The sequence below is a fragment of the Pseudomonas sp. DR208 genome (genome assembly GCF_019823005.1).
Lineage (GTDB): Bacteria > Pseudomonadota > Gammaproteobacteria > Pseudomonadales > Pseudomonadaceae > Aquipseudomonas > Aquipseudomonas extremorientalis.
The window spans coordinates 5,122,531-5,141,986 of record NZ_CP081944.1 but is presented as its reverse complement, the minus strand read 5'-3'; the positions used below and the strand labels follow the sequence as shown (position 1 = coordinate 5,141,986).

Genomic DNA, 19,456 nt, shown 5'->3' with positions numbered 1-19,456 from the left:
GCCCCTGGACCTGTACATTCCGCCGGACGCGCTGGAAGTCTTCCTTGAGGCGTTCGAAGGCCCGCTGGACTTGCTGCTGTACCTGATCCGCAAGCAGAACATCAACATCCTCGACATCCCGGTGGCGGAGATCACCCGCCAGTACATGGGCTATGTCGAGTTGATGCAGTCGGTGCGCCTGGAGCTGGCCGCCGAGTACCTGGTGATGGCTGCCATGCTCGCCGAGATCAAGTCGCGCATGCTGTTGCCGCGTTCGGAGACGGTGGAAGCCGAAGAAGACGACCCACGCGCGGAACTGATCCGCCGCCTGCAGGAGTACGAACGCTTCAAGGCCGCCGCCGAAGGCATCGATGGCTTGAGCCGGGTGGGCCGCGACGTGGTGGTGCCCAAGCTGGATGCCCCCGAGGCCCGTGCGCGCAAACTGTTGCCGGACGTGACCCTGGAAGAATTGCTGATGTCCATGGCCGAGGTGCTGCGCCGTGGCGATATGTTTGAAAGTCACCAGGTCAGCCGCGAGGCGCTGTCCACCCGCGAGCGCATGAGCGACGTACTGGAGCGCCTCAAGGGCGGCGGTTTTGTGCCGTTTGTCGAGCTGTTCACCGCCGAAGAAGGGCGCCTGGGAGTGGTGGTGACGTTTATGGCGATCCTCGAACTGGTCAAGGAGTCCTTGGTCGAGCTGGTCCAGAATGAGCCTTTTGCGGCTATCCACGTGCGGGCGCGAGCCGAATAACGAGCTGAATCGATGAATCTGACTGAACCCCGCGAACTGGCACCGCTGCTGGAAGCTTTCCTACTGGCGTCGGGCAAACCGCAATCCCTGGAACGCTTGTTCGAACTCTTTGAAGAAGCCGAACGCCCCGAACCGCCGGTGTTCAAGAAGGCGCTGGAGATTCTGCGCAAGTCCTGCGACGGTCGTGCGTTCGAACTGCGCGAGGTGGCGTCGGGTTATCGCCTGCAGATTCGTGAGAAATTTTCCCCTTGGGTGGGCCGCCTGTGGGAAGAGCGCCCCCAGCGCTACTCGCGGGCGATGCTGGAGACCATGGCGCTGATCGCCTATCGCCAGCCCATCACCCGGGGCGAGATCGAGGACGTGCGGGGCGTGGCGGTCAACAGCCACATCGTCAAGACGCTGCTGGAGCGCGAGTGGATCCGCATCGTCGGCTACCGTGACGTGCCCGGCAAACCGGCGATGTTTGCCACCACCAAGGTGTTCCTCGACCATTTCAACCTGAAAAACCTCGACGACCTGCCGCCGCTGGCCGAATTGCGCGAGATGGAAGCCGAGCCGGTGCTCGACTTCGACGACGCCCCCGTCCCGGCCGGCCTGCAGGAACTGGCCGACGCCACCGCCGAGCCGGAAGAGCCGAAGGACGAAACCAGTTTCCATACCTTGCTGCTGGAACTGGACGACATGGAGCAGGGCATCAAGACCGACTTTGATGACTTGTTGCGTGACGGTGCGACTGAGGCAGAACCCCAGGAAACCGATCCCGAGCCAGAACCCGACCCTGAAGAAGACATCCTCGGCGTCGCTGAAGCCCGCGAAAAACTCCTGGCCGCCGTCGCCGCTCTCGAACAGCCGCCTTTGAGCGAGGAAGAAGACGAAGCCCGGGCCCTGGCCGAAGCCATCGAGGCCGAGCGTCGCCAGTTCGAAGATTGACACGGATCCCACATGGCTCACCGGTCGGCGGAAAAACCGACTGCCGGCCACTAATCGACTAGTCTCTGATGCGCAACGCGCGCCATGCGCGTATGATTCGCGACCCTTTGCCGAGCTATTCGGCCAAAGCCCCGCTTTCAACACTCTTCAGGCCATGCCTGAATCGACCCACCGGGAGGTGCTTAAGATGAACGACAAAGACCAGAACGACAGCCAGGAAATCGGCCCAGCAGGCGAAAAACTGCAAAAGGTGCTGGCGCGTATCGGCGTGGGCTCGCGCCGCGACGTCGAAGCCTGGATCACCCAGAAGCGCATCAAGGTCAACGGCGTCGAGGCTACCCTCGGCCAGCGCGTCGACCTGCACGACGCAATCACCATCGATGGCAAGGTCATCAAGCGTGAAGAGGCCGCCGAATCGGTGCGCCGCGTGATCATGTACAACAAACCCGATGGCGAGATCTGCACCCGTGACGACCCGGAAGGCCGTCCGACCGTGTTCGACAAGATGCCCAAGCCCAAAGAAGGCCGCTGGATCAACATCGGTCGTCTGGACATCAACACCACCGGCTTGCTGATGTTCACCACTGACGGTGAGCTGGCCAACCGCCTGATGCACCCGTCCTACGAGATGGACCGCGAGTACGCCGTGCGTGTACGCGGTGAAGTCGATGACGAGATGATCGAGCGCCTCAAGGCTGGCGTGGTGCTGGAAGACGGCCCGGCCAAGTTCACCGACATCAAGCAGGCACCGGGTGGCGAAGGTTTCAACCACTGGTACCACTGCGTGGTGATGGAAGGCCGTAACCGTGAAGTGCGTCGCCTGTGGGAATCCCAGGGCCTGGTGGTCAGCCGCCTGAAGCGCGTGCGTTTCGGTCCGGTGTTCCTCAACTCCGACCTGCCGATGGGCCGCTGGCGCGAAATGAGCCAGTACGAAGTCGACATCCTCAGCGCCGAAGTCGGCCTGACGCCGGTGGCGATGCCGCAGATGAACGCCAAGAGCAAAGACAAGCTTGAGCGGATGCAGCGTAAATCGTCGCGCCCGGTGGCGCGCACCGAGCGTGTTGCCCGCACCCTGCGACCTGCGTTGAATGCACCGGCGACTGGCGGTCGTATCTCCCGAGAGCCGCAGATCGAAGGTGAGCGCCGCCCAACCGCGCCGTCGCGTCAGGAAGGCGAGCGTGCGCCGCGTGCACCGCGTCCGGCCCCGGCCGGTGGTCGCAGCAACCGAGGTGAAGCGGATCGCCCAGCCGACAACGCCAGCACCAAGCGTCCAGCCAAGCCGGCGGCGAACAAGCGCCCTGGCCCGAAACTGGTCGCGGACGAGCCGTCTGGCAAGCGCCGTGGCGCACCGGCCGGTTCCGGCCAGCGTCCTGGTTTTGGTCGCAAGAAGCCGCAGTGATTTGATCGCCGCATAAAAAACGCCAACCCTCGGGTTGGCGTTTTTTTTGATCTGAATTTGAAATGCATTCAACTGTGGGAGGGGGCTTGCCCCCGATAGCGGTATGGCAGCCACCACATACATCAACTGACCGACTGCCATCGGGGGCAAGCCCCCTCCCACATTCAGATTTTCAGCGTTGGTTAACGCTTTGCTCAGAACGCAAAGGACCCGTCAAACACCGGCTTGTCATCCAGCGCCAACACCCCACTGGCAAAGATCAGATCCAGATGATGGCTGCCTTTCTGCCCACCTCCCAGTCCCAGGTGCAACCCGCAATGGCGCTCCTCGAACCCGGCGTTGCGCGCATACAGATCCTTCACCCCTTCATTGGTACCAATCCCCAACTCTTCCACACGCCGGTTCGACGGATTGGCATTCAGGTACTTGTTGAAATCATCGGCCAACCCCGGCACTTCACTGGCCACGCTGCAGATGGTCGAGTTCTCGATCCACAGCTCCAGCGGTGACTCCAGCACGCCGTATTTACGTGCGAACGGGATGGTGCTGAGAAAGGTGCCGACAAACCGCACCTGGCCATTGATCGCTTCGCTGTGGGTGGCGATCTCACCCGGCGCCAGGTCGTGGTTGCCGACGCCGTTGATATTGGTCCACTTCTTGATGCTGCTCATTGGCGCTTCCAGCCGCGAGCCATGTTTGTCGGTAAAGCTCAGCACGTTGGCCTGGGACATGCGCCGAATCAGCGTGGCGTTGAGGTCGGCGATGCGCTGCGGCTCGACGCTGAAGGTGTCGTAGAAATAGTCGCCGTAATCCTTGAACAGCAGGGATTTTTTCCAGTGTTCGGCCATCACGCCCTGCAGGGCACGGATGAAGTCCGGGCCTTCGGCGCGTGGGTTGGGCAGGGTAGAGGAGTCGTAGAGAAACAGGTACAGGTCGCAGGCTTCGATGGCTGTGGCCAGGGTGTCGCTGGCGGCCAGGTCCAGGCGCTGCACCTGGAAGTTGAAACGCGCGGCGCTTCCCTGGGTGATCGCCTGGGCGATGGCGTCGTAGCGCTCGGTATGGCCCAGCAGCACGGTGGGGCGGCTCAGGCCACTGAGGGCCGGATGGTGCGCGAGGTAGTAGAGAAAGTGTTCGACGGCGCGGGCCTTGTCCATGACGTACATCCTTCTGTGCCTTGGGTAAGGGAGCAGGTGCCGTGCACGGCACCTGCCGGGAGCGTGCCGGCTTTTAGAAAGGCCACATCGCGGTGCCAAATGGCACAACGGCGTCAGCTTGCATCATTTCAACGGCCGCCTCATGGGTCGGCGCTTCAAACCAGTCGTCGAGTTGCAGTTCGGTTTCCAGGTCGTTTTCCAGTGCTTGCATGGTGTATCTCCTAGAGGACGGTGTTTGAGAACGGCTTGCCAACGGGCTTCGTGGGCAAGTGGAAAGAACCTAGGAGAGAGTGTTTCAAAATGCAAAATTTTTATTGACACGGTTTCATTTGGATTTTTTGTTCTGTTTTCCCGGTTTGATTTTTTCTTCAGGAAAAACAGACAGCTGGCGCTGCTGAATTACGGGAAATTTCTGACCGCCATTTTTTATTCAGATCACAGCTGTAACGTGAATTTTCCATGCTGTAACGATTAATTTACGCGCAAATCACCACATTGTTGGCCGATTCTTTCCTGTAAGGATTACCTGACAGATCGTCGCACTCGCCTTGAGCAGGCGGCCCCAAGCTGTCGAGCGGTGTACAATGCGCCGCGTTTTACTGTGACCCCCTTGCGTATCCACGCAAAAGGCCAAGACCTCAGGGTTTACCCACCCTGATCACTCCGCCTGGCCACGAGCCGGACGGGTTCGATTTCGTCACAGATAAAAACAAACAGGTGACGCATGACCGTAAGAAAGACGCTGTACTCCTGGTGCCTGCGCTGGGGTTTGAGCGGCGCTGCTTGAGTCGTTGATTCAACGCAGCAACCTGCAGTCAAAATTCTCAAACCTTGCGTGAGACCCTTTTCATGAGTGGACCCCATTCCTCTTCAGGCGAGCTGAAACGCGGCCTGAAAAACCGGCATATCCAGCTGATCGCCCTCGGTGGCGCCATCGGTACCGGCCTGTTCCTCGGCTCGGCCGGGGTGCTCAAATCCGCCGGACCGTCGATGATCCTGGGTTATGCCATCTGCGGCTTCATTGCCTTCATGATCATGCGCCAGCTTGGCGAAATGATCGTCGAAGAGCCGGTCGCCGGTTCCTTCAGCCACTTTGCCCACAAGTACTGGGGTGGTTTCGCCGGCTTCCTGTCGGGGTGGAACTGCTGGATTTTGTACATCCTGGTGGGCATGTCGGAACTGACCGCCGTCGGCAAATACGTGCACTACTGGTGGCCGGAGATCCCGACCTGGGTCTCGGCCGCGGCGTTCTTCGTGCTGATCAACCTGATCAACCTGGCCAACGTCAAAGTGTTCGGTGAGGCCGAGTTCTGGTTCGCCATCATCAAGGTGGTGGCCATCGTCGGCATGATCGCCCTGGGCAGCTACCTGCTGGTCAGCGGCAGCGGCGGGCCGCAGGCGTCGGTGAGCAACCTGTGGGACCACGGTGGTTTCTTCCCCCACGGCGTCGGCGGATTGGTGATGGCCATGGCGATCATCATGTTCTCCTTCGGCGGCCTGGAGATGCTTGGTTTCACCGCAGCCGAAGCCGACCAGCCACGCACCGTGATCCCGAAGGCGATCAACCAGGTGATCTATCGCATCCTGATCTTCTACATCGGCGCCCTGGTGGTGCTGTTGTCGCTGACGCCGTGGGACAGCCTGCTGGAAACCCTCAACGCTTCCGGTGATGCCTACAGCGGCAGCCCGTTCGTGCAGGTGTTCTCGATGCTGGGCAGCAACACCGCCGCGCATATCCTTAACTTTGTGGTGCTGACGGCGGCGCTGTCGGTATACAACAGCGGCACCTACTGCAACAGCCGCATGTTGCTGGGCATGGCCGAGCAGGGCGATGCGCCCAAGGCATTGGCCAAGATCGACAAGCGCGGCGTGCCGGTGCGTTCCATCCTCGCCTCGGCGGCGATCACCCTGGTGGCGGTGCTGATGAACTACCTGATCCCGCAACACGCGCTGGAACTGCTGATGTCCCTGGTGGTGGCCACGCTGGTGATCAACTGGGCGATGATCAGCTTCTCCCACTTCAAATTCCGCCAGCACATGAACCGCACCGGCCAGGTGCCGCTGTTCAAGGCGTTGTGGTACCCCTACGGCAACTTCGTTTGCCTGGCGTTCGTGGTGTTCATCCTGGTGATCATGCTGATGATCCCGGGGATCCAGGTGTCGGTGTACGCGATTCCGGTGTGGGTGGCGTTTATGGCGGTGTGTTATGGGATCAAGAACAAACGCAAGGCACGTGCGGCCGTGAGCACAACGGGGGCAGTTCTGGAGTAGGACCTTTCCTCAAACAGCAGACCCGGCGCCGTGCCGGGTTTTTTGTTTGGGTGAGCAGGTTAGAATCGCCCCTGGTTTTTTCGAGCGTGCCCGGAGGTCCCATGCAACACATCGATATCGACGGCGGCGCCTTTCAGCGTGATGAGTTGGAAGACCTGATTGACCAGCACTCCGGCCCCTTGCGCCTCACTGGCGTGGACTTGAGCGGCGCCGATTTGTCGCGCATGACCCTGGATCATTGGGTGTTCGAACGCTGCATCCTGGTCCAGACTTCTTTCTTGGGGGCTCGCCTGGAAGGCACGCTGTGGAAAAGCTGCCGTGCCAGCCTTGCCATTTTCGAAGCGGCCAACCTGCTGGAAGCGCAATTCCACAACTGCGACCTGAACAACACCCGCTGGCAGCGCAGCAAGCTTTCCCAGGCCAGTTTTGAACACTGCAAGTTGACCGGCGCCAACTTCACCCATTGCGCCTCGCTGGGCCTGAGTTTCAGCGAAACGCGGCTGAACAGCGCTTTTCTGTCTGGATTGTCGTTTGCGCGGACCGTACTGAATAACCTGGATTTTTCCGACAGCGATTTGTCTGATGCCGACTTTCGCAAGGCTGAGCTGATCGATTGCAGCCTCGCCCATGCTCGCATCAATGGCGCCAACTTTGCCGACGCCGACCTACGCGGTGCGGATTTGAGCGGGTTTCGCCTCAATGATGCCAAACTGTTCAAAGGCGCCGTGATTTCCAAAGCCCAGGCGTCGATGCTCTTGTCTGAGTTGGGCTTGTCCGTTGCCTAAGGTTTTTGATTGATGCTGGTAATTTCCAACAACGTGCACCTGCCGGATGCCGAGGTCGAGCTGACCGCTATCCGCGCCCAGGGCGCTGGTGGGCAGAACGTCAACAAGGTGTCGAGCGCCGTGCACCTGCGCTTTGATATTCCCGCATCGTCGCTGCCGGACTTCTACAAGGACCGGTTGCTGGCGCTGCGTGACAGTCGCATTACCAGCGAAGGCGTGCTGGTGCTCAAGGCGCAACAATACCGGACCCAGGAGCAGAACCGCGCGGATGCGCTGGAGCGCCTGGTGGAGTTGATCCTCAGCGCTACCAAGGTGGAGAAAAAGCGCCGCCCGACCAAGCCGACCCTGGGCTCGAAAAAGCGTCGCCTCGAATCCAAGACCAAGCGCGGCAGCATCAAGGCTGGGCGTGGCAAGGTCGATTTTTAGTCGCCGCGTGCCTCACGGGCTTTCGGCGCTTGTCGGTACAGGTAAACACTGAGCAGCAAGCCACCCAAGGCGGCGAGGGCGGCGAACAGGAAGATCGACGCAAAGCCAAACCCCGCCGCCACGGCACCGGCGAGCGGGCCGGTGATGCCCAACGACAGGTCGATAAACAGCGAGTAAGCCCCCACCGCCGAGCCTCGGCTGGACGCCGGTACCAAGTTGACGGCTTCGACGCCCAAGGCGGGAAACACCAGGGAGAAGCCAAACCCGCTCAACGCCGCGCCGGCCAGGGCCAGGCTGGCATCCGGGGCGAGCCATAGCAACAGCAGGCCGAGGATCTCCACCGACAGGCAGGCAATCGCCACGCGAAACCCGCCGATCCGGTTGATCAGGTTGCCGAACAGCAGCCGTGCACCGATAAAGCTGGCGCCGAACAGGCTCAATGCCCACACCGCGTTATCCCAGTGCTGGGTGGTGTAGTACAGGGTGATGAAGGTCGCGATGGTGCCAAATCCAATCGAGCCCAGCGCCAGCGCGCAGCCGTGGGGCAATACCCGGCCCAGCACATTCATGAAGGGAAGGCGCACGCCGGCCACGATCGGTGCGGCGACCTTGTTCCAGGCCAACAGCAGGCCGACGATGGCCAGCAGGATGATGCTGACCCCCATGCTCCACAACCCGAAACTCTTCACCAGCACGACGCCCAACGGTGCACCGACCGCCAGTGCGCCGTAGCTGGCGATGCCGTTCCAGGAAATGACCTTGGCGGTGTTCTGCGCGCCGACCCGGCCGATGCCCCAGCCGATGGCGCCCGAGCCCACCAGGCTTTCCGCGCTGCCCAGCACCAGGCGGCCGATCAACAGGCTGCCCAGGCTCAAGGCCGGCAGGCTGGAGAACCACGCAGCGAGCAGCATGAACACGCCGCTCAGGCCGCAGCCGGCCAGGCCGATCAGCACGGCGCGCTTGCTCCCCAGGTTGTCGATGATCTTGCCCGCGTACGGGCGGCTCAGCAGGGTAGCCAGGTATTGCACACTGATCACCAGGCCGGCAATCACCGCGCCGTAGCCCAGTTCACTGTGGACATAGCCCGGCAACACGGCCAGGGGGATGCCGATATTCAGGTAGCCGATGAAGGTGAACAGGACGATGGAAACAACTTGCAGCGTGACCGCCATGGGGCGCTGGGTATCGAGCATGGGAGGGGTCCACTGTCGCAGCAGGTAAAGATAGGTTGCTAATGATACCGGTGGTTTGCTTCGCGCAGGGCGCTAAAACACAAAAACCTCGGATCAAAAAGACCTCAGGCGCGCGCAGGGGCCAGCAGTTGGGTGGTGACCAGGGCGGCCAGCGCGTTTTCCTGGGTGCCGAAACGCTTGAGCAGTACGGCCTGTTTCTCCGCGCTGAGGCGGTTCCACACCTCGACCATCTGCAGGGCTGCGTCGAGTACAGCGGTGTCCGGGTCGTCGGGGAGGGTATCGGTCATGGCGGGGCCTCGATTCATTCAGGCAGTGTGGAAAGCGCTTAACGTTGCGCTTTCCACACGGTCTGGTACGGCGTCAGTCCTGGCTTTTGCTGTCGACTGGTTTGGCTTCTTTTTTGGCCTCAGGCTGTTTATCGCTGGCCTGCTGCGGTGTTGGCTGCTCTGTAGGGTGCAGGCTTGGGAAGGGGAGATTAGGTATCTCGTGCATCGTCGTCGCTCCTCGCAAGGTCTGTTTTTTCAATCGCAGGTGATTCCGCGCTCTCAAAAAGCCTTGGCAGGATACAGCACCGCAAATGACAAAAAGATTTTTATGTCGCCGGATGCAGGAACTTTTATCGTTTAAACGGTCGTTCGCCTAGAACGGCACCTTGCCCAGAATCATGTCGCGGTACATCACAAAGTCCCCCAACAAGCTGTAAAACGGGTGCTGAAAGGTCGCCGGGCGGTTCTTTTCGAAGAAGAAGTGGCCGACCCAGGCAAAGCTGTAGCCGGCAATCGGCAACGCGACCAGCAAGCCCAACGAACCCCGGCCGATGGCATACGCCAGAATGCCGATTACCAGCGTGGTACCGATGAAATGCAGGCGCCGGCAGGTACTGTTGGCGTGCTCGGCCAGGTAGTAGGGGTAGAACTCAGCAAAGCTATTGAATCGCTTGATGTTTTCCACAGTGGCTGGCCCTTTGATTGTTATGCCGCCCAACAGATGTTCGGCGGGGAGCTTATTTGAGTCTAGAGTGATCAGTAGTAACAGCCAGTGACAATAGATGCCACTTTAGTATCCTTGGCTTCCTGGCTGTCGTTTGAGCCTGCTTTATTAAGAAGACGCCATGAGCGAACGAACAACTTCTGCAAGCTGGGCGATGGGGATAGTCAAGGCACTGGAAATGGACGGCCTGGATTGCCGCGCCTTGTTCAGGCAACTGGGCCTGGACTACGCCGCCCTGAATGACCCCGATGCGCGGTTTCCACAGGATTGCATGACCCGCCTGTGGCAGCGCGCGGTGGAGCTGTCGGGCAATCCGGCGATCGGTCTGAACATGGGCAAAGTGGTGCGGCCGGCGTCGTTTCATGTGGCCGGCTATGCGCTGATGTCCAGCAACACCCTCGCCGAGGGTTTTATGCGCCTGGTGCGTTACCAGCGCATCATCGCTGAAAGTGCCGACCTGAGTTTCCGACTGATCCCCGAAGGGTATGCGCTGATTCTGACGGTGCACGGGGATCACCTGCCGCCGACCCGGCAAAGCGCCGAAGCCTCGCTGGCCAGTGCCCTGGCGCTGTGTGGCTGGCTCACCGGCCGCACCCTGCAGCCGCGCAAGGTGGTGCTGCAAGGTGATCAGCCGGCGGACCTTGGCCCGTACAAACAAGCCTTCCACGCACCCCTGGAGTTCAACGCGCCCTACGACGCGTTGATTTTCGAGCGGGCCGACATGGAAGCGCCGCTGCCCACGGCCAACGAGGCCATGGCGCTGTTGCATGATCGATTTGCCGGTGAATACCTGGCGCGTTTCTCGGAAAGCCGCGTGACCCACAAGGCGCGGCAAGTGCTGTGCCGGCTGTTGCCCCAGGGCGAGCCCAAGCGTGAAGTGGTGGCGCAGACGTTGCACCTGTCCCAGCGCACCTTGCAGCGGCGGCTACAAGAGGAGGGCACCAGCTTCCAGACCCTGCTCGACGACACCCGACGCGAACTCGCCGAGCAATACCTGGCACAGCCGAGCATGACCTTGCTGGAAATCGCCTACCTGTTGGGTTTTGCCGACCCGAGCAACTTCTTCCGTGCGTTTCGTCGCTGGTTCGATGCCACGCCCGGCGAATACCGGACGCGGTTGTTGGAAACCTCGGTTGTCAGTGACGCCAAAAAGCCGGAATACACAGAACAAAGACCGTAATGATCTCGAGTCGACCGAGCAGCATGCCCAATGACAGGATCCATTTGGCCGCATCCGGCAGGCTGGCGAAGTTGCCCGCCGGGCCGATGGTTTCCCCCAGGCCCGGGCCGACACCGGACACCGTGCTGGCGGCGCCGGTCAAGGCGGTCATCCAGTCCAGGCCCAGCAGCGACAACGCGAGGGCGATGGCGCAGATGGTGATGGCAAAGAAAAACGAAAACGTCAGGATCGAACGCACGATCTCTTCATCCAGGCGGTGGCCGTTGTACTTTTGCTTGATCACCGCGCGCGGGTGAATCAGCTGGTTCAAGTTGGCCTTGAGCAGGATGTAGGCGACCTGGAAACGGAAGATCTTGATCCCGCCGGCTGTCGAGCCCGAGCAACCACCGATAAACCCCAGGTAGAAGAACAGCATCAGTGAGAAGTTGCCCCACAGGCTGTAGTCCCCCAACGCGAAACCGGTGGTGGTGACCACCGAGGTCACGTTCAACGCCACATGGCGCAGGGCATCGAGCCAATGCAGGTTGGTGGTCCACCAGTACCAGGTACCGAGCACCAACCAGGTCACGATCAGCAAACCGAGCAAGCCTTGTACCTGCTGATCCTTGATCAGTGCCTTGCGGTTGCCGCGCAACGTGGCCACATACAGGGTGAACGGCAGGCTGCCGAGAATCATCACCACCACCGCCACCCAGTGCACCGCCGGTTGTTTCCAATGGGCCAGGGACTCATCCGAGGTGGAGAAGCCGCCGGTGGAAATCGCCGACATTGCGTGGTTGATTGCATCGAACAGGCCCATGCCCGCCCACCAGAACGCCAGGCTGCCAAGGATGGTGATACCCACATAGGCCGCCACGATCAGCCGCGCCACCATGTGCGAGCGGGGCATGACTTTTTCCGAGCGGTCCGAGGACTCGGTCTGGAACAGGCGCATGCCACCGATGCGCAGCAGCGGCAGGATCGCTACCGCCATGCCGATAAAACCGATACCACCGAGCCAGTGCAGCAGCGAGCGCCACATCAGGATGCCAGGCGACAGGGTGTCCAGGCCGCTCAACACCGTGGAGCCGGTGGCGGTGATGCCGGACATGCTTTCGAAGAACGAGTCGGTGTAGCTGATGTGCTGGGTCAACAGAAAGGGCAGCGCGGCGAAGACACACACCACCACCCAGCTGCTGACGGTCAGCAGGTACATGTCCCGCGGGCGCAGGTGCACATGCTCGGGGCGACCGGGAATCACCAGGGCCAGGCCGGCGAGAAAGGTGATCATGCTGGCCCACAGGAACGAAGGCAGGTCGCTGGTGCGTTCGAAAATCACCAGGGTGGCCATGGGCACGACCATGGCGATCGCGAGGGTGATCAGGAAGATGCCGATGATGAAACCGATGATACGCAGGGTCGGCAACGCCATGAAATTCGCTCGAGGTAGGGCAGAGGCGCCATTCTACCTGGGGTGCAAGGCATGTAAACCGGGGTTTGAGGCAATGCAGTCAAATGTGGGAGGGGGCTTGCCCCGATGGCGATGTGTCAGTAAACATGTGCTTCACTGACACATCGCCATCGGGAGCAAGCCCCTCCCACCTGGATCAGAACTCGTGATCAGCGTTATCCGGGTTCAGGTCGCTGATACCCAGCTTGCCCGCTGCCGCTTCGATCGAGCCAGTCTGCTTGACCAGTGCGGCGATGGCGTCGCGCACGATCTGGTTGCCTGCGTCATTGCCGGCTGCGATCAACTGGTCGTAGTGCTCACCCTTGTTGGCGTGGTCCACCATGACCTGGATCTTCGCTTCGGTTGCCGCCAGGTCCGCTTTCAAGGCGGTGTCGGCAGCCGGGTCGGCCTTGGCCACCAGGGACGACAGGCTGGCGCCGGTCATTTTGGTGCCGTCGACGCGGGTGTACTCGCCCAGGTAGACGTTGCGGATGCCCTTGGCGTCGTAGAAGTGCGAGTTGTGCGTGTTGTCGCTGAAGCAGTCCTGTTCGTCTTCCGGCGAGTTGGCTTCCAGGGACACCTTCATGCGCTCACCGGCCAGCTCGCCCAGGGACAGGCTGCCCATGCCGAACAACATTTTGCGCAGGCCGTCGGTGGCAGGTTCCGCCTCCAGGGTGGCGCGGTAGTTGTCTTCGACGTTGGGTTTCCAGTTGCCGACCATTTCTTCCAGGTCGCTGACCAGCAGTTGGGTCACGGCACGCAGGTAAGTGCGGCGGCGCTCGTTGTGGCCACCGGTGGCACCGTCGCCCGTCAGGTAGTCCGACGCCGGACGGTTGCCGGCGCCTGGGCCGGTGCCGTTCAGGTCCTGGCCCCACAGCAGGAATTCGATGGCGTGGTAGCCGGTGGCGACGTTGGCTTCGGAACCGCCCAGCTCATTGAGGCTGGCGAGTTTTTCCGGCGTGATGTCCTTCACGTCGACCTTGTCTTCGCCGACCTGGATCTGGGTGTTGGCAATGATATTGGCGGTGGCGCCCGGGTTGCCCAGGGCGTGTTCGTAGGACTTGTCGACGTAGTCGATCAGGCCTTCGTCCAGCGGCCATGCGTTCACCTGGCCTTCCCAGTCGTCGATGATGGTGTTGCCGAAGCGGAACACTTCGCTCTGCAGGTACGGGACGCGGGCGGCGATCCAGGCGGTACGTGCGGCTTTCAGGGTTTCGTCGTTCGGCTTGGCGAGGAACGCGTCGATCGCGGTTTGCAGGGTTTTCGCGGTGGACTCGGCATCGCTGTAGACCGCAAATACCATGTCTGCGTAATGCGCGACCACGGCCTTGGCGGCCGCTTCGTCGACCTGGCCGGCAGGGGTGGCAGCCGCTGGAGCGGTAGTGCTGGCAGCCGGGGTCGGCGCCTGTGGCGCTGCGGCCTTGTCTTTACCTTCGCCACAGCCGGCGAGAGAAATGGCAATGGCCAGCAGACTGGCGGTGGCCAGGGGCATACGAATCATGGCAAACATCCTGCTTCGGTTGTTGATGGGGCGCGCGGGGGGAGCGCAAAAACTGCGACATAATGCGAAAGATTTGCATTTTGTGTAAAGGGTTATACGCGGGAAATATTCAGTATCGTTTTGGCCGGTCAAAGAATGACGGCGTTGTTACGCTCCGACTGCTTGAGAAATGCCGCCAGCTCCCTGGCCTGCAAGGGTTTGCTGTAGTGGTAACCCTGACCCTCATGGCAGCCCTCGGAGATGATGTAGGCCTCCTGCTCAGCGGTTTCCACGCCTTCGGCGATCACCTGCATGCCCAGGCTTTTGCCCAGTTGGATGATCGCGCGCACGATGGTGGCATCGTCGTCATCGTCCAGCAGGTCCTGGACGAAGCTCTTGTCGATCTTGATCTTGTCCAGGGGCAGGCTTTTCAAGTAGCTGAGGGATGAGTAACCGGTGCCAAAGTCATCAATGGCAATCAACGCCCCGGAACGACGCAGGCTCAGCAGATGCTGGGCCGCGGTGCTGATGTCTTCCATCAGGCCGGTTTCGGTGACTTCCAGTTCCAGGCTGCGCGGCGGCAGGCGGTAGATCTGCATCAGGTTATTGACCACCCGTGGCAGTTCGGTGTGGTGCAGTTGCACGGTGGACAAGTTGACCGCCATGCGCAGGTCGGTGAAGCCCAGGTCGTGCCATTCGCGCAATTGCCGGCAGGCCTGGTCCAGTACCCATTCGCCAATCGGAATAATGGTGCCGTTCTGCTCGGCCAGCGGGATAAACAGGTCCGGCGGTACCAGGCCATGCTCTGGATGCTGCCAGCGGATCAGCGCCTCCACACCGACCACGCGGTGATCGCGGTAGCTGATCTGCGGTTGGTACACCAAATGGAATTGGTTGCGACTGAGCGCTTCGCGCAGGTCTTTTTCCAGCTCGCGGCGGCGGCGCATTTCGCTGTCGACGCTGGCGATATAGAACTGATAACGGTTGCGCGAACGGGTCTTGGCCAGGGTCATGGTCTGTTCGGCTTTTTGCAGCAGCTTTTCGGTGCTGTCGCCGTCTTCCGGGAACAGGGTGATGCCGATGGTGGCGCGCAGGCGGATGCCTTCGTGGTCGAGAGCGAACTCCGCCTCCAGGTCGTCCAGAATGCTTTGTGCCAGCTCGGCGGCCTCGTAAGGCTGGTCGATATCGGCCTGCACCAAGGCGAACTGGTCGCCGCCCAGTCGGGCGAGTGCGCCGAGGCGGCCGCTGTGGGCACGCAATCGGTCGGCCAAGGCCAGCAACAATTTGTCACCGGCCTGGTAGGTGAACTGTTCGTTGACGCTCTTGAAGTCATCCAGCCCCACGCACAATACCGCTACGCGCCGTTGTCGACGGCCGGCGTCGATGAGAATCTTGTCCAGTTGCTCCTGCAGTTTCTGGCGGTTCGGCAGGCCGGTCAGGAAGTCGTACTGGGCCATGCGCAACAGGCTGCTTTCGGCCTCATGACGCAAATGGGTGTTACGTTCGATGGATTCGAGCAATTGGTTGGCGGTGTTGATCCACAGCCCCAACTCGTTGCGCTCGTGGCCCTTGAGCTGCGGGATCTTGTGTTCGCTGGGCCGGTCCGGGTTGATCGACGTCAGGTGCTCGATGATCCGTGACAGCGGCTTGGTCAGCAGCCAGTGATAGACCAGGTACAGCACCAGGCCCATGGCCAGGGCGCGCAACACCCCGGAAATGAAGATGATCACCGAGTTGACGATAAAGCCCTGGCCATAAGTCGCGGTGTCGAGGGTGATGCTCAGGTCGCCGTAATACTCGCTGTAGGGGCCTTTGCCCACCAGCGCCGTGGTGAAGGTGCGTTCCCGGCCAAGAATCAGGTCGGTCAACCAGCGGCTGGGCGCTTGCTGCAAGGCACGGCTTTTTTCTGCCAGCATGGTTTCGTTGGGGTGGCCGATGGACGCCATGCGCACGGCGTCATCCTGGAACAGGCCCTCAATCACTTGCATGCCCATCTCGCGGTCCAGGCTGTAGACGGCCTGGGTCGAGGGGTCGCGAAACATGTCGAGGATGCGCTGGGCATCGCCGGCTACGGCCTGGCGTGTCTTGTAGGCATCAAAGACGATCTGCGCCACGCTCAGCACGACGCCCACGATCAATGCCGACAGCAGCACAACCCGTAGCAACTTCACCGACAAGCTGTTCTTGAGTTCCAGCTTCAAAGGGTCATTCCTTGTTCCATGCGGGTAGCCTCAATATGCCATGAGTATTGGCAATCTGGTGAGGGCAGTCAAAGGAACATTGGGGTTAACCGGGTTTGAAGGAGGGGAGCGAGGCGGATTGCTGTCCGCCCGCCCGTTACGAGCCGCGGCGGCGGGTCGTTTAAAACTTCAGCGTGCGGTTTCCTAATTCCAGTGTGTTCGAATAATCAACCGATTTTTTGGTGGGTTCGAAAGCCTGGTCAAGCATTTTCCCCAAAGTCTTGGCTGCCACGTCAGCAAAGGGTTGGGCAAGCGGTAAGAGGGACTTGGTGATGTCGCCAGCGGTTTTAACAACGTCGCCAACGATAGGCAGAGCTGCGAGTGCGCCAATGGTCATTGTGATTTCTCCGACAGATAAGAGAGGCTGATTCCTCCAGAGACTGCGTGGCAAAGGCCTGTCACTCAGTTCCATCACGCACAAAAAAGCCCGGCATTCGCCGGGCTCTTTTTTTTCTGCAAGCAGTGCTTAGGCAGTGAAGGTCTTGCCTTCGAATTGCTCAGCCACGAACTTCCAGTTGACCAGGTTCCAGAACGCTTCCACATACTTTGGACGCACGTTGCGGTAGTCGATGTAGTAGGCGTGTTCCCACACGTCGCAGGTCAGCAGCGGGGTGTCGCCGCTGGTCAGCGGGTTGCCGGCGCCGATGGTGCTGGCCAGGGCCAGGGAACCGTCAGCCTTTTTCACCAGCCAGCCCCAACCGGAGCCGAAGGTGCCGACGGAGGTCTTGGTGAACTCTTCCTTGAACTTGTCGAACGAACCGAACGCCGCGTTGATGGCTTCAGCCAGCGCGCCGGTAGGTTGGCCGCCGGCGTTTGGCGCCAGGCAGTTCCAGTAGAAGGTGTGGTTCCAGACCTGGGCAGCGTTGTTGAAGATACCGCCCGAAGAGGATTTGACGATCTCTTCCAGGGTCTTGCCTTCGAACTCGGTGCCTGGCACCAGGTTGTTCAGGTTCACGACATAGGTGTTGTGGTGCTTGTCGTGGTGGTATTCCAAGGTTTCCTTGGAGATGTGCGGCTGCAGGGCATCGTGTGCGTAGGGCAGCGGCGGCAATTCGAAAGCCATGATAAATCTCCTAATCAGGTCAGTTGCGGTGAGCGCAAGGCCGATCACGGGCGGCCAAACAAGCGCCGGGGAGTTTGTACTCTTTGCGGCGCAGGGTCAGGATCATAGCACCGGGGTTGTGGCAAAACCACGCAACAACTGTGTGGGATAGAGGTTCCAGAGCGTTTTGGAATATTCCTCAGGCACTGATCAATTGATAGGCCACGCTGAACATCATCACCGCCACCAACAGGTCCAGCAGGCGCCAGGTGGCCGGGCGTGCCAGCCAGGGTGCCAGCCACGCCGCGCCGAGCGCGAGGGTTGCGAACCACAGCAGCGACGCACTGGCCGCGCCGGCGACGTAGGCGCCGGGTTCGGTTTGTTGGGCGCCGAGTGAGCCGATCAGCAACACGGTGTCCAGGTACACGTGAGGGTTGAGCAGGGTGACGGCCAGCGCGCTCAGCAGCACCGCGCGCAGCGAGCGCACCTGCAGGTTGCCGCCCTGGTCCAGGCTCTGTTTCGAACAGGCCCGGCGGAGTGCGCAGGCCCCGTACCAGATCAGGAAAGCTGCGCCGCCCCAGCGTGCGATCGCCAGCAGTATCGGGCTCTGCGCCAGCACTGTGGCCAGGCCGAATACCCCGGCGGCCACCAGCAGCGCATCGCACACCACACACAGCGCTGCCACGGGTAAATGATGTTCACGGCGCAGGCTTTGCGCCAAGACAAAGGCATTCTGGGTGCCGATGGCCATGATCAGGCCGAGGGCGACCAGCAAACCATTCAGGTAGCTTTGCCACATAGGGTCTACTCCGCGTTTGCCGCCAGTTGCTGCAACACGTGCATGGCACGCTGGGCATCGGCACGGCCGACGAACAGGTGGTCGTGGTAATAGCCGGCAATCACGTTGCAACTGATGCCGGCCTTGCCCAAGGCACTGGCGAAGGCGGCGGTCAGGCCCACGGCCTCCAGGGCCGAGTGCACATTCAAGGTGATCCACGCGGCGACGTAGTCGAAGGCCAGCCCAGCCTGTTCCGCTTGTTGGCGTTCGACGATCAGGGTCAGGCCTTCTTGTTCGCGGAAGCTGCCGATCACCTCGCAACCGGCAGGGATACGCTGATCAGGCAGGGTGCAGAATACGTAGTCGCCGTCATTCAGATGAGGGCTCATGCTGCGCAGCAGGGTAGCCAGGGCGGTTTCGCCAGCCATGGGAGGTTCCTTATAAAGAGAGAAGCGATGCTGGCTATTCTCATCGCGCAGGCTGTATAAGAAAAACCAATATTGCTGATCGCTCATTAGAGAAACTGATGTTCGACTATAAATTGCTTTCCGCTCTGGCGGCGGTGGTGGAGCAGGCGGGCTTCGAGCGCGCCGCCCAGGTGCTGGGGTTGTCGCAGTCGGCGATCTCCCAGCGCATCAAGTTGCTGGAGGCGCGTATCGGCCAGCCGGTACTGGTGCGGGCCACGCCGCCGACACCCACCGATATCGGCCGTCGCCTGCTCAACCATGTGCAACAGGTGCGCCTGCTGGAGCGCGACCTGCAAAGCCAGGTGCCGTCCCTGGATGAGGAAGGCATGCCCGAGCGCCTGCGTATCGCGTTGAACGCCGACAGCCTCGCCACCTGGTGGGCCGAGGCCGTCAGTGGTTTTTGCGCCGAGCAGCATCTGCTGTTGGATCTGGTGGTGGAGGACCAGACCGTAGGCCTCAAGCGCATGCGCGCCGGTGAAGTGGCGGCCTGTATCTGCGCCAGCGAGCGCCCGGTGGCCGGGGCACGTAGCCTGCTGCTGGGGGCCATGCGTTATCGCGCGTTGGCCAGCCCGGCCTTTATTGCCCGGCACTTTCCCGACGGCGTGCGCGCCGACCAACTGGCACGCACCCCGGCATTGGTTTTTGGCCCGGATGATTTCCTGCAACACCGCTACCTGGCATCCCTCGGCGTGGATGGCGGCTTCGAGCACCATTTATGCCCATCGTCCGAAGGCTTTATTCGCCTGACCGAAGCGGGCCTGGGTTGGGGGCTGGTGCCGGAATTGCAGGTGCGCGACCAACTGCAAAAAGGCCTCTTGGTCGAGTTATTGCCAGATAAGCCCATCGATGTGCCGTTGTACTGGCATCATTGGCGCAGTGGCGGGCAACTGCTGGGCTTGTTGACCGACCATCTGGCCCAGGCATGCGGGCAGTGGTTGGTGCCGTTGGAGTGATGGCGTGCG

General features: G+C 61.1%; 20 protein-coding genes. 8 read left to right on the top strand and 12 right to left on the bottom strand.

Annotation, left to right across the window (positions count from 1 at the left end; translation table 11 throughout):
- The first annotated feature begins 31 nt into the window (after positions 1 to 31).
- From K5K89_RS23135 to rluB, 3 genes are all read left to right on the top strand, one after another.
- Positions 32 to 730 (top strand): segregation and condensation protein A, encoded by a 699-nt coding sequence (locus K5K89_RS23135; protein ID WP_173668612.1) that lies wholly within the window; start codon positions 32 to 34, stop codon positions 728 to 730.
- Positions 731 to 742: 12 nt separating this feature from the next.
- Entirely contained in the window at positions 743 to 1,660 is a 918-nt protein-coding gene (gene scpB / locus K5K89_RS23130) for an SMC-Scp complex subunit ScpB (protein ID WP_071489421.1), read from the top strand.
- Positions 1,661 to 1,847: 187 nt separating this feature from the next.
- Positions 1,848 to 3,059 carry a 23S rRNA pseudouridine(2605) synthase RluB gene (rluB, locus tag K5K89_RS23125; protein WP_010208149.1) on the top strand — a complete coding sequence of 404 codons (1,212 nt, stop codon included), beginning with the start codon at positions 1,848 to 1,850 and terminating at the stop codon, positions 3,057 to 3,059.
- Between the two features lie 194 nt (positions 3,060 to 3,253).
- On the opposite strand, the gene K5K89_RS23120 is transcribed toward rluB, so the two are convergent.
- Both K5K89_RS23120 and K5K89_RS23115 read right to left on the bottom strand, forming a co-directional pair.
- The gene (locus K5K89_RS23120; protein ID WP_071489422.1) at positions 3,254 to 4,213 is read right to left on the bottom strand and encodes a leucyl aminopeptidase; all 960 of its coding nucleotides are present in this window, start codon (positions 4,211 to 4,213) and stop codon (positions 3,254 to 3,256) included.
- A gap of 73 nt (positions 4,214 to 4,286) precedes the next feature.
- A complete protein-coding gene (locus K5K89_RS23115; protein ID WP_003175756.1) occupies positions 4,287 to 4,424 on the bottom strand; it encodes a hypothetical protein in 138 nt (45 codons plus the stop codon).
- 638 nt (positions 4,425 to 5,062) lie between these two features.
- Between K5K89_RS23115 and K5K89_RS23110 the strand changes: the two genes are divergently transcribed.
- From K5K89_RS23110 to arfB, 3 genes are all read left to right on the top strand, one after another.
- Complete coding sequence (locus K5K89_RS23110) at positions 5,063 to 6,484, top strand: amino acid permease (RefSeq protein WP_222540337.1); 1,422 nt, start codon at positions 5,063 to 5,065, stop codon at positions 6,482 to 6,484.
- Positions 6,485 to 6,585: 101 nt separating this feature from the next.
- Entirely contained in the window at positions 6,586 to 7,269 is a 684-nt protein-coding gene (locus K5K89_RS23105; protein ID WP_071489424.1) for a pentapeptide repeat-containing protein, read from the top strand.
- 12 nt (positions 7,270 to 7,281) lie between these two features.
- Entirely contained in the window at positions 7,282 to 7,695 is a 414-nt protein-coding gene (arfB, locus tag K5K89_RS23100; RefSeq protein WP_222540336.1) for an alternative ribosome rescue aminoacyl-tRNA hydrolase ArfB, read from the top strand.
- Here arfB and K5K89_RS23095 read toward each other — a convergent pair.
- From K5K89_RS23095 to K5K89_RS23085, 3 genes are all read right to left on the bottom strand, one after another.
- Complete coding sequence (locus K5K89_RS23095) at positions 7,692 to 8,888, bottom strand: MFS transporter (protein WP_071489426.1); 1,197 nt, start codon at positions 8,886 to 8,888, stop codon at positions 7,692 to 7,694. The genes arfB and K5K89_RS23095 overlap by 4 nt on opposite strands.
- A gap of 104 nt (positions 8,889 to 8,992) precedes the next feature.
- Entirely contained in the window at positions 8,993 to 9,175 is a 183-nt protein-coding gene (locus K5K89_RS23090; RefSeq protein ID WP_222540335.1) for a hypothetical protein, read from the bottom strand.
- A 352-nt stretch (positions 9,176 to 9,527) separates the two neighbouring features.
- Positions 9,528 to 9,839 carry a DUF962 domain-containing protein gene (locus K5K89_RS23085; RefSeq protein ID WP_071489429.1) on the bottom strand — a complete coding sequence of 104 codons (312 nt, stop codon included), beginning with the start codon at positions 9,837 to 9,839 and terminating at the stop codon, positions 9,528 to 9,530.
- 160 nt (positions 9,840 to 9,999) lie between these two features.
- Between K5K89_RS23085 and K5K89_RS23080 the strand changes: the two genes are divergently transcribed.
- The gene (locus K5K89_RS23080) at positions 10,000 to 11,058 is read left to right on the top strand and encodes an AraC family transcriptional regulator (protein ID WP_071489430.1); all 1,059 of its coding nucleotides are present in this window, start codon (positions 10,000 to 10,002) and stop codon (positions 11,056 to 11,058) included.
- Here the strand turns inward: K5K89_RS23080 and K5K89_RS23075 are convergent.
- The 7 genes from K5K89_RS23075 to K5K89_RS23045 form a co-directional block, all read right to left on the bottom strand.
- Positions 11,015 to 12,469, bottom strand: a complete 1,455-nt coding sequence (locus K5K89_RS23075; protein ID WP_071489431.1) for a TrkH family potassium uptake protein — start codon at positions 12,467 to 12,469, stop codon at positions 11,015 to 11,017. The genes K5K89_RS23080 and K5K89_RS23075 overlap by 44 nt on opposite strands.
- A 175-nt stretch (positions 12,470 to 12,644) precedes the next feature.
- The gene (locus tag K5K89_RS23070; RefSeq protein ID WP_071489432.1) at positions 12,645 to 13,988 is read right to left on the bottom strand and encodes an imelysin family protein; all 1,344 of its coding nucleotides are present in this window, start codon (positions 13,986 to 13,988) and stop codon (positions 12,645 to 12,647) included.
- Between the two features lie 128 nt (positions 13,989 to 14,116).
- On the bottom strand, positions 14,117 to 16,168 hold the full coding sequence (locus K5K89_RS23065; RefSeq protein WP_222540334.1) for a putative bifunctional diguanylate cyclase/phosphodiesterase: 2,052 nt from the start codon (positions 16,166 to 16,168) through the stop codon (positions 14,117 to 14,119).
- A gap of 160 nt (positions 16,169 to 16,328) precedes the next feature.
- Positions 16,329 to 16,544, bottom strand: coding sequence for a hypothetical protein (locus K5K89_RS23060; RefSeq protein WP_071489434.1), 216 nt, complete (start codon positions 16,542 to 16,544; stop codon positions 16,329 to 16,331).
- 129 nt (positions 16,545 to 16,673) lie between these two features.
- Positions 16,674 to 17,270, bottom strand: coding sequence for a superoxide dismutase (locus K5K89_RS23055; RefSeq protein ID WP_003212997.1), 597 nt, complete (start codon positions 17,268 to 17,270; stop codon positions 16,674 to 16,676).
- Between the two features lie 178 nt (positions 17,271 to 17,448).
- Positions 17,449 to 18,048 (bottom strand): LysE/ArgO family amino acid transporter, encoded by a 600-nt coding sequence (locus tag K5K89_RS23050; protein ID WP_092246970.1) that lies wholly within the window; start codon positions 18,046 to 18,048, stop codon positions 17,449 to 17,451.
- A 5-nt stretch (positions 18,049 to 18,053) separates the two neighbouring features.
- Entirely contained in the window at positions 18,054 to 18,455 is a 402-nt protein-coding gene (locus tag K5K89_RS23045) for an ACT domain-containing protein (protein WP_071489436.1), read from the bottom strand.
- Between the two features lie 98 nt (positions 18,456 to 18,553).
- Here K5K89_RS23045 and K5K89_RS23040 point away from each other — a divergent pair, with 98 nt between their 5' ends.
- Positions 18,554 to 19,447, top strand: coding sequence for a LysR family transcriptional regulator ArgP (locus K5K89_RS23040; protein WP_071489437.1), 894 nt, complete (start codon positions 18,554 to 18,556; stop codon positions 19,445 to 19,447).
- Positions 19,448 to 19,456: the final 9 nt, after the last annotated feature.